Source organism: Edaphosphingomonas laterariae, assembly GCF_900188165.1.
Classification (GTDB): Bacteria; Pseudomonadota; Alphaproteobacteria; order Sphingomonadales; family Sphingomonadaceae; genus Sphingomonas_E; species Sphingomonas_E laterariae.
Window position 1 is genome coordinate 1 of record NZ_FZOS01000060.1, and the last position, 8,488, is coordinate 8,488.

Below are 8,488 nucleotides of genomic sequence, written 5' to 3' on the forward strand. Positions count from 1 at the left end.
TGCGATCGGTGTCTCGGCATGGGCTTTTCTCCAAAAGCCCGGCCACCCGGTCAATCCAACTTCACCTATCTGTCCGGCTCCAGGGGCCCACTCCAAAACGGGGTCAATATTGCAGGCCGATTCACACCTGATCCAAATTCGCCGCGGTACTCAGCGTATGCTTACCTCCCGGCGCCCGAAATCCTTCGACAAAGCGGTCATCTGAATATCCTGTCCGCCTCCCGATAACCTGACCGTCGTTCACCGTTGGAATTTGGCCACGTCGTCTAGGCAGCGCGTAACAGGCGCCGGTTAGCGCCTGCCCGTCACCGCATCGAGGATCGCCTTGCCATAGCTCGTTTTGCTGAACATCTCGCCGCGGGCGCGGGCCTGGTCGGCGGTGATGAAGCCTTGCAGGTACGCGATTTCCTCGAGACAGGCGATCTGCACGCCCTGGCGGCGCTGGAGGGTGCGGACGAATTCGCCGGCTTCGAGCAGGCTGTCATGCGTGCCGGTGTCGAGCCAGGCAAAGCCGCGGCCCATCTGTTCGACATAGAGGTCGCCGGCTTCCATGTAGAGGCGGTTGAGATCGGTGATTTCGAGCTCGCCGCGCGCCGAAGGCTTGAGGCCGCGGGCATATTCGACGACGCGATTGTCGTAGAAATAGAGCCCGGTCACCGCATGGTTCGATTTCGGCTGGGCGGGCTTTTCCTCAAGGCTGAGCGCGCGGCCGCTGTCGTCGAGCTCGACCACGCCATAACGCTCGGGATCCTCGACATGATAAGCGAACACCGTCGCGCCATGGGTGCGGGCGACGGCATTGGCGAGCAGATCGGTGAGGTGTGCGCCGAAGAAGATGTTGTCGCCGAGCACAAGCGCGACATTGTCGTCGCCGATGAACTCCGCGCCGATCGTGAAGGCCTGCGCCAGCCCCTCGGGCCGGGGTTGTTCGGCATAGCTGATGGCGAGGCCGAAGGCCGTGCCGTCGCCCAGCAGGCGGCGATAATTGTCGAGATATTCGGGGCTGGAGATGATCAATATGTCGCGGATGCCGGCGAGCATCAGCACCGACAGCGGATAATAGATCATCGGCTTGTCATAGACCGGCAGCAGCTGCTTGTTCACCGCCAGCGTCGCCGGGTGGAGCCGCGTGCCCGAGCCGCCGGCGAGAATGATACCCTTCATGCGGATGTTCCGATCAGTTCGTCGAGGATGTCGCCCAGCGCCGCCTGCCAGGGGCGCGGCGCGATGCCATAGGCCGTGGCGATGGCATCATGGCTGAGCAGCGAATTGGCGGGCCGGCGCGCGGGCGTCGGATAATCCGCCGTGGTGATCGGTTCGACCGTCGCCGTCGGCCCGCCGCGCAGGCCCGACTGGCGGAAGATCTCGGCCGCGAAGCCCGCCCAGCTCACCGCGCCGGCATTGCTGAAATGGAAGATGCCGGTCGGCGCGTCGGCATCGTCGGCATCGTCGGCAAGGCGGCACGCGATCGTGATCAGCGCGTCGGCCAGGTCGGCCGCGCTTGTCGGGCTGCCCTGCTGATCGTCGACGACGCGCAGATGGCCGCGCTCGGCGCCGACGCGCAGCATCGTCTTGATGAAATTATGCCCGTGCGCGCTCACCACCCAGGCGGTGCGGACGATCGCGTGGCGCGCGCCCGAGGTGCGCACGGCAAGCTCGCCGCCGAGCTTGGACGCGCCATAGACGCCGAGCGGCGCGACCGGATCATCGACCTCCCACGCGCCCGCCTTGTCGCCGGCGAAGACATAGTCGGTCGATACCTGGACCAGCGGAATCCCCGCCGCCGCGCAGGCCTGGCCGAAGGCGGCGGGCGCCAGCGCGTTGATCGCCCAGGCCGTCACCACGTCGCTTTCCGCCTTGTCGACCGCGGTATAAGCGGCGGCGTTGATCACCGCCGCCCACGGGCGCGAGGCGACCATGGCGGCAATCGCGGTGGTATCGGACAGGTCGAGCGCGGAACGATCGAGCGCGACCAGTTCCCAGCCCTCAGGCCAGGCGCGGCGCTGAAGCTCGCGGCCGAGCTGCCCGTCCGCGCCGGTGACGAGGATCTGCCGCATCGCGCTCAGGCGGCCAGGCCGCGGCGCTGATCGGCCTGGCGCTCGGCCAGGATCGGTTCCCACCAGTCCTTGTTGTCGAGATACCAGCGCACCGTCTTCTCGATACCGGTCTCGAACGTCTCTTCCGGCTCCCAGCCAAGCTCGTCCCGGATCCGGGTGGCGTCGATCGCATAGCGTTTGTCGTGGCCGGGGCGATCGGCGACATAGGTGATCTGCGCGGCATAAGGCTGGCCATCGGCGCGCGGGCTCAGCCGGTCGAGGATCGCGCAGACCGCCTTCACCACCTCGATATTCTGTTTCTCGTTATTGCCGCCGACATTGTAGGTGCGGCCGGGCGTGCCCTGTTCGAACACCGCCTGCAGCGCGCGGACATGATCCTCGACATAAAGCCAGTCGCGCACCTGATCGCCCTGGCCGTAGACCGGCAGATCGGCGCCGGCGAGCGCCTTGACGATCATCAGCGGGATCAGCTTTTCGGGGAAATGATAGGGGCCGTAATTGTTCGAGCAGTTGGTGATCAGCACCGGCAGCCCGAACGTATGGCCCCAGGCGGAGACGAGATGGTCCGACCCTGCCTTGGACGCCGAATATGGCGAGCGCGGATCATAAGGCGTGTCCTCGGTGAACAGCCCGTCCTCGCCCAGCGAGCCATAGACCTCGTCGGTCGAGATATGGTGGAAGCGGAAGGCCTGCTTCGCTTCGCCCTCCAGCCCCAGCCAATAGGCACGCGCCTCGGCCAGCATGGTGTAGGTGCCGACCAGATTGGTCTGGATGAAGGCGCCGGGGCCGTCGATCGAGCGGTCGACATGGCTTTCGGCGGCGAGGTGGGTGATCACCTGCGGCTGGAACTCGGCGATCGCCGCGCGCACCGCTTCGGCATCGCAGATATCGCCCTGGACGAAGCGGTAACGGTTGCTCGTCGCGACGCGTTCGACGGTCGACAAGGTGCCGGCATAGGTCAGCTTGTCGAAGTTGAGCACCTCATGCGTGCTGTTCTCGACCAGGTGGCGAACCAGCGCCGAACCGATGAAGCCGGCGCCGCCGGTGATGAAGATGCGCATGGGATATCCTCAGTCGAGCGGCGCGAGCGGGCGGCCGTCATAAGCGAAGGGGCTGTCGAAATCGGCGAGCAGCGGCTGCACCGCGTCCTTGGGCGAAAGTTCGGGCACCGCGCCCGCCGGGAGCGGCCAGGCGATGCCGATCGCGGGATCGTTCCAGCGGATCCCGCCATCATGGTCGGGCGCATAGGTGTCCGAACATTTGTAGGTGACCTCGCAATCGGGCTCGAGCGTCAGGAAACCGTGGGCGAAGCCGATCGGGATGAAGAGCTGGTGGCCATTCTCCGCCGAAAGCTCCGCGCCGACCCACCGGCCAAAGGTCGGCGATTCGCGCCGCACATCGACCGCGACGTCGAAGATCCGCCCGCGAATGCAGCGTACCAGCTTGTCCTGCCCGCGCGGCGGCGTCTGGAAATGCAGCCCGCGCAGCGTGAAACGCGGCACCGATAGCGAATGATTGTCCTGCACGAACCGGCAGCCAATCCCGAATTGCGCGAACACCGGTTCCGAATAGGTTTCCGTGAACCAGCCTCTGGCGTCGCCGAAGCGGTGGGGTTTGATAAGACGAACGGGAGCTTCAGACATATGAGGGTTCGATAAAGGCTTCGTGCGGGAACGGCAACGCATAGGATCCTATGGCGCTTGGCAGTCGTAGGGGGCGGAGCGAAGTTTTGGTTTGCAGGTCAGTTTGTCGGATAGTCGACATGTAGGATTGTCGACATGCCAACTGGCTGTTGGATTTCCTACTCGAAAGCACGAACTTTGCAGGAAAGCTCCGGCCATCCGCCCGATATGCAAGGCGGGATGCCAAAAGTTCGTGCTTTCGAGTAGGAATTGACGCGATGAGCCGCCCCCCCCGCCCCGCCGCCCCTTTCCCCGCCCGCCCGGCCCGCGCCCCGGCGAAGACGCCGCAGGGCGAATTGTTCCAGCTCGACAGCCCGCTGACCGGCGAGGTGCGCGGCGAGCGATCGCTGATGGCCTTCCCCTTCTTCGCGCTGTCGAAAAACGCGTGGATGAAGCCGCTCGCCTACCAGCATGCCGCGGTGTCGATCGAGGTGCGGCCCAGCGCCAAGGGCGTCGCGACGATCTACGACAAGGAAATCGTGCTCTACATCGCCAGCCTGATGGCGGCGAAGATCGACGCGGGCGAGCGGGTCGAGCAGGATTTCGTGTTCACCGCGCACGACCTGTTCTCGGTGACCGGCAGCAACCATTCGGCGCGCTCCTATGCGCGGCTGTCCGAGGCGCTCGAACGGCTGCAGGGCACGCAGATCAAGACCAATATCGAGGCGGGCGGCGAGGGCGAGGAGGGCTTCTTCTCCTGGCTGTCCGAGGCGCGGCTGCATTATGCGCGGACGCGCAGCGACGAGCGCCGGCTGAAGGCGGTCAAGGTGCGGCTGTGCGACTGGCTCTACCGCGCGATCCTGCGCGACGGCCATGTGCTCGATTATGCCGCGACCTATTTCCAGCTCGGCCCGATCGAGCGGCGGATCTACGAGGTGGCGCGATCGACCTGCGAGGCAGGCCCCGACGGCATCGCCCGGCTCGAAATCGACCTCGCCACCTTCCGCCTCCAGATCGGCTATCAGAACCCGCTCGCCAATTTCCGCGCCGCGCTCCGCCAGATCGCCGCCGCCGACGCCATCCCCGATTACCGGATCGAGCTGATCGAGGGCGAGGCGGGCGAGGACGCCCCGGCCCCGGCGGCGGGTGAGGGCGCGGGCGCGGGCCGGCGCGGGCGCCGGGCGAGCCCGGCGCGGGTGATCGTCACCCGCCGCCCCGTGGCGCTGCCCGACGGCCCGGCCGGATCGGGCCAGATCGAAGCGGACCCGACCGAATCAGACGCGTGAATCGCGCGCGCCGCCGCCCTGCGTGGCCGGTGAATTTCTACTCGAAAGCACGAACTGGCACGCCAATTTCTACTCGAAAGCACGAACTTTTGGGCATTTAATACTCGAAAGCACGAACTTTTTCGGCATTTCCTACTCGAAAGCACGAACTTTACTGGCTTCCGAAGTTGGATTTCACCTGCAACAATAAGCGCGATGCTGGCCATGCCGCTGGCGGTGAAAGGGAAATGGCCGTGACCACATAAAGGAAAGCCCGGCGCTAAGGCCGGGCATCCCGAGGTTGAGTGGAGCGACGTCGCCAAACGTCGATCCGGAGTAGTCCAACACTCCCTCCCGATACCCCGGATCCAGCCATGGATCAAGGATGCGCGTTTCCGCGCCACGGAACTCTTTTGTCTCTGGTCCGGCCCTGAAGAAGGGCGGGAAATGACGGTGTGCACTTTGGGGGAGGCGACGGCGCGCGCGCTCGGCGCGTTGCCAACGGGATTTGGGCCAGCAGGATCTGGGCCAGCAGGATCTGGAGGCGCGCGATCGGGCGGGCGGCCGCGCCCCGCGCGCAGCGGCGCGCCGCACCGCACCGGCGCCCCCGTGCGCCGCGACAGCATCGAGGAAGGCACGTTCGAGGAGGCCTTCTTCGCCGTCCCCGCCAAGGGCGAGCCCGACCGGCTGCTGCGCCTGGCGCGCACCGCGCTCGACGCCGGGCGCCGGCTGAAGCGCGCGGCGCGCGCCGAGGGGCGCGCCCTTTCGGCGAGCGAGCGGGCGATGGCCGCGCTCACCGCCGGCGCGGTCCGCGTCTATGAGGAGATCGTGACGCTCGCCCGGCTCAACCGCGGCCGCGTCTTCCCAAGCTATGACTGGCTCGCCGCGGCGACCGCGCTCGGCCGCGCCACCGTGGCGCGCGCGCTGATCGCGCTCGAGGCGGCGGGCTTCCTCGTCCGCCAGCGCCGGTTCAGGCGGATCGCGGGCGACGGGGCGGGGCCGCGCTACGAACAGACCTCCAACGCCTATCGCCCGACGCTGCCGGCGCGCCTGCTCGGCCATCTGCCGCGCTGGCTGCGCCCCGCCCCGCTGCCCGACGATGCCGTCCAGCGCGCCGCCGAGCGCGCCGAGGAGCAGGCGGCGATGCTGGAACGGCTATCCAGCGAGGATCTCGCCCGCGCCACGACGGGCGGCGCGCTCGGCCGCGTGCTGGCCCGGCTCGGCGCCGCGCTCGATGCCCGCAGCGACGCCTGCAGCGATGCGCAGCGGGCAAAAGAGCGCGAGTCTCAAAACCATCCTGAACCGCTCCTCAAGTCTAATGGAAAAGCGCCAATGGCGTTGGCCTTGTCGGCCAACAAGTCCCGGCCTGACGGCCCCTCCCGATGCTGAGGCCACCGCCCCACCCACGCTTCCCGCCTGTGGCCAGCGCCGAAGCGTCGGCTGCGCCGCCGCAATGCTCCCCGGCGGGAGCAAGCGGCAGCCGGCATCTTTTCGATCGCCGGTGTCGGGCTGCTGTGCCGGTGTCGAAATTCTGATGTCGAACTGTCGGGGTGAAGACATGTCGACATTACGACGCGTAAGACTGTTGAATTGTCGCTTTGTCGACATGTAGATAGGGCGCCATGCCAACCATCGCGATCATCAGTCAGAAAGGCGGAGCGGGGAAGACCACGCTGGCGCTGCACCTTGCCGCCGCCGCCCAGGATGCGGGCGCGGTTTCGCTCATCTTCGACACCGATCCGCAGGCGACGGCGAGCCAATGGGCCGCCTGGCGCCAGGACGCGCCGCCCGAGGTGATCGACAGCCCGCCGCCGCGCCTCGCCGCCAAGGCCGCGCAGGCGGCGGCGCAGGGCGCCGAGCTGATCGTGATCGACACCCCGCCGCACGCCGACAGCGCGGCGCGCGCGGCGGTCGAGGTGGCGGACCTCGTCCTCATCCCCTGCCGGCCGAGCGCCTTCGACCTCGCCGCGATCCAGACCTCGGCCAAGCTCGTCCAGCTGCTGCGCAAGCCCGCCTTCGTCGTCTTCACCGCCGGCGCGCCCAACGCGCCGCGCATCTATCAGGAAGCGGGCGAGCTGGTGACGGGGTTCGGCACGCCGCCCTGCCCGATCATCCTGCCCGATCGCGCCGCCTATCGCCACGCCAGCGCCGAGGGCCGCACCGTCATGGAACTCGAACCCGCCGGCAAGGCGGCCGAGGAAGTGCGCAGCATCTACACGTGGACATGCCGACAGCTCGACATGTCGACACCAAAGTTCGGGAACGGAAAGGGCCGCCGATGAGCCGCAAACCCAGCTTCGCCAACCTGCGCGGCGCCGCCGTTGCGCCCGCCGCGATCCCCGCCGCCGAACCGGCCGCGCCCGCCGGGGCCGGGGAGGGGAGCCCGCCCCGCCCGGCGAGCCGCGAGGGCCGCAAGCAGATCGCCGGCTTCTTCACCCCCGACATGTCGCTCGCCATGCACATGCTCGCCCGCCGCCAGAACCGCAGCCTCCAGGCGCTGATGGCCGAGGCGTTCAACGACGTGCTGCGAAAATATGGCGAGAGCCCGGTGGGGGAGTGAGGGGAGGGGTCGTTTCGTGCCGGCGATACCAGCACAGAGCGGCCTAACGGCCGCAGGCTTTCCGGGAAAGTAAAACGAGGAGATAGCCCTCCGTTCAAACCCGAAGCGTCGGGTTCTTATCAAGCTTGTCCCGGTAGGCACGATCATCGTGCGAAACGATCAGCTTAAGCCTGAGAGGCGGCTTACCGGCAAACATCGCGATCATATCGGTCAGCGGCATTTCCAGCAAATCGGCCACCGTGAATAACTTCGTCTTCTGTTCAGACCGGCTGCCCTTTCGTTCGTCCTCTCGCGAAGCGCTTTGAATTTCTACCGTCTTATCCCCGAACCCAGCGACCAAGCGTTCAGCAGTCGCCGTTTCAGTCCGTCCCAACCCAAAAACCCTGGTCGTCGCACAGGCTCCCAAGAGGGTGTTGGCATCACCCTTGCCATAGACTTGCTCGACCTGCCCCAGATCCTGGGTCACGAACAGCGCCTCAATGCCAACCCCAGCCCCAACGGTGGCGATGTTCAGCAGCGTCTCCATGCGGCCGAGGCGAACGAACTCATCGAGCACGAGAAGCAGCGGCTTCGGGAGGTTGCGACGACCACTTTCGCGAACGATCGCGCCCGTCACGATATTGATCATCAGTCGCAGGAACACCGATTGGGCATCCACCATATCCAAGGGAACGACGATGAAAATGTCAGCCTGTCCCGCGAGTAAATCATTGAGCTGAAAGTCGGTTTTTTCCAGCATCCGCCGCACAGGCTCAGGGGCGGCCCAGGCAAGTGACTTGGCGATGGTCGTGACGATGCTGCCAAATTCACGATCGCCAGCAGAGAGCACGGCCGCAGCCGCGCGGGCTGCGGATCGGCCCACGGCATCGGGGTTATCCCGCCACGCTTCCTGTCAACGGCGGAGCAAAAGTCGGCCATTCGGCGGCGTAAAACCAGGCCACGGTGTTACATGCCGGGGGGAGTGGCGTGAGGGCGTAGCCCGAA

10 protein-coding genes are annotated in these 8,488 nt (G+C 66.6%); 5 read left to right on the forward strand and 5 right to left on the reverse strand.

The window, feature by feature from the left end; genetic code table 11:
- Positions 1-205: hypothetical protein (locus tag CHB74_RS22320; RefSeq protein WP_218821483.1), on the forward strand; the 205-nt coding region annotated here is incomplete at its 5' end.
- Positions 206-291: 86 nt separating this feature from the next.
- Here the strand turns inward: CHB74_RS22320 and rfbA are convergent.
- Genes rfbA through rfbC form a run of 4 tightly spaced genes read right to left on the reverse strand, consistent with a single transcriptional unit; the run spans position 292 to position 3,700 of the window.
- A complete protein-coding gene (gene rfbA / locus CHB74_RS21000) occupies positions 292-1,164 on the reverse strand; it encodes a glucose-1-phosphate thymidylyltransferase RfbA (RefSeq protein ID WP_089221422.1) in 873 nt (290 codons plus the stop codon).
- A complete protein-coding gene (rfbD, locus tag CHB74_RS21005) occupies positions 1,161-2,057 on the reverse strand; it encodes a dTDP-4-dehydrorhamnose reductase (RefSeq protein WP_089221423.1) in 897 nt (298 codons plus the stop codon). The genes rfbA and rfbD overlap by 4 nt, the downstream gene beginning before the upstream one ends.
- A gap of 5 nt (positions 2,058-2,062) precedes the next feature.
- A complete protein-coding gene (gene rfbB / locus CHB74_RS21010; protein ID WP_089221424.1) occupies positions 2,063-3,118 on the reverse strand; it encodes a dTDP-glucose 4,6-dehydratase in 1,056 nt (351 codons plus the stop codon).
- 9 nt (positions 3,119-3,127) lie between these two features.
- On the reverse strand, positions 3,128-3,700 hold the full coding sequence (gene rfbC / locus CHB74_RS21015; RefSeq protein WP_089221425.1) for a dTDP-4-dehydrorhamnose 3,5-epimerase: 573 nt from the start codon (positions 3,698-3,700) through the stop codon (positions 3,128-3,130).
- A gap of 257 nt (positions 3,701-3,957) precedes the next feature.
- Between rfbC and CHB74_RS21020 the strand changes: the two genes are divergently transcribed.
- The 4 genes from CHB74_RS21020 to CHB74_RS21035 all read left to right on the forward strand — a co-directional run bounded on the left by CHB74_RS21020 (position 3,958) and on the right by CHB74_RS21035 (position 7,504).
- Positions 3,958-4,965, forward strand: a complete 1,008-nt coding sequence (locus tag CHB74_RS21020) for a replication initiator protein A (RefSeq protein WP_089221426.1) — start codon at positions 3,958-3,960, stop codon at positions 4,963-4,965.
- Positions 4,966-5,553: 588 nt separating this feature from the next.
- Positions 5,554-6,333, forward strand: coding sequence for a helix-turn-helix domain-containing protein (locus tag CHB74_RS21025; RefSeq protein ID WP_245843137.1), 780 nt, complete (start codon positions 5,554-5,556; stop codon positions 6,331-6,333).
- 233 nt (positions 6,334-6,566) lie between these two features.
- Positions 6,567-7,226, forward strand: coding sequence for a ParA family partition ATPase (gene parA, locus CHB74_RS21030; protein ID WP_089221427.1), 660 nt, complete (start codon positions 6,567-6,569; stop codon positions 7,224-7,226).
- The gene (locus CHB74_RS21035) at positions 7,223-7,504 is read left to right on the forward strand and encodes a ribbon-helix-helix domain-containing protein (protein WP_089221428.1); all 282 of its coding nucleotides are present in this window, start codon (positions 7,223-7,225) and stop codon (positions 7,502-7,504) included. The genes parA and CHB74_RS21035 overlap by 4 nt, the downstream gene beginning before the upstream one ends.
- A 94-nt stretch (positions 7,505-7,598) precedes the next feature.
- Here CHB74_RS21035 and CHB74_RS21040 read toward each other — a convergent pair whose 3' ends face one another.
- Complete coding sequence (locus CHB74_RS21040; protein ID WP_089221429.1) at positions 7,599-8,366, reverse strand: type IV secretory system conjugative DNA transfer family protein; 768 nt, start codon at positions 8,364-8,366, stop codon at positions 7,599-7,601.
- Positions 8,367-8,488: the final 122 nt, after the last annotated feature.